The 1131-nt window shown below is 38.1% G+C and carries 1 protein-coding gene; it reads left to right on the top strand.

Translation table 11 applies throughout. The features are described 5' to 3' along the window. Window positions 1-942: 4Fe-4S dicluster domain-containing protein (locus RM539_RS19840; protein WP_311505158.1), on the top strand; the 942-nt coding region annotated here is incomplete at its 5' end. Between the last annotated feature and the right edge of the window lie 189 nt (window positions 943-1131).

Below are 1131 nucleotides of genomic sequence, written 5' to 3'. Positions count from 1 at the left end.
CTTTTCTTTGTTGTTTCCTTTTTGATCGCCAATGTATTCCTGGCTTATTTAATTGGGAGCGATCGGCTGATACTTTATATACAGGACGGGCCACTGGCTCATTTTAGCACGTTTATTTCATTACTAATTTTTACAGGGGTATTTTATTTTGTTTTCGCCTGGTTTCGCGAACAGGTTTGTATCATCGCCTGTCCCTACGGGAGGTTGCAGGGCGTGTTACTGGACAACAAATCTATTGTGGTAGCTTATGACCATAAGAGAGGAGAAAAAGAAAAGGGGCGTGGAAAATTCAGAAAAAATGAAGATCGTGCAGCGAGTGGGAAAGGTGATTGTATTGATTGTTTTCAGTGTGTAAATGTTTGTCCTACCGGCATCGATATCAGGAACGGAACTCAGTTGGAATGTGTAAACTGCACGGCCTGTATAGATGCCTGTAACGATATTATGGAGGCAGTGGACCTCCCCAAAGGATTGATTAGATATGCCAGCGAAGAAAACATTGAAAAGAAGACCAAATTCAGATTTACTGCTCGTTTAAGAGGCTATTCTGCGGTACTTCTTATTTTGACTGGAATATTTACAGGAATGTTATTTTTAAGGAGCGATATTGAAGCGAATATATTGAGATTACCAGGACAGCTTTACGAGCATAAAGAAGGCAATATCATCAGCAATGTATATACCTATAAATTGCTGAACAAAACTTCCCAAGAATTTGAAAATGTCCATTTTGAATTAGTTTCTCATAAAGGAAATATTGAGCCCGTAAAAGGAGAGATTAAAGTACCGGCACGTGGCCTGGCCGAAGGTACCCTTTTTATAGAAATTAGTGGAAGTGCTCTGAAAGATGAAAAGGACGAACTTGAAATCGAGGTCTATAGTAGGAATGTTTTAATTGAAACTACCAGCACCAGTTTCATGGGGCCGCGGAGTTTTAATTAGTGGAAGGGGTGAGAAGTAAAAATTTGAAAAATCATTAGTGATAATATTTCTAAAGAAATCACTTTATAAAAATAAACATTATGAAAATCAATTGGGGAACAGGATTGGTAATAGGGATGGTAGCATTCATTAGCTTTATTATGTATTTCGTGGTAACAATGATGACTTCAAACGAGTATGATCATGACC

Origin of the sequence: Autumnicola musiva, from assembly GCF_031846585.1 — a bacterium.
Lineage (GTDB): Bacteria > Bacteroidota > Bacteroidia > Flavobacteriales > Flavobacteriaceae > Autumnicola > Autumnicola musiva.
Note: the sequence above shows the minus strand (reverse complement) of the source record. Positions and strands in the feature narration are given on the sequence as shown.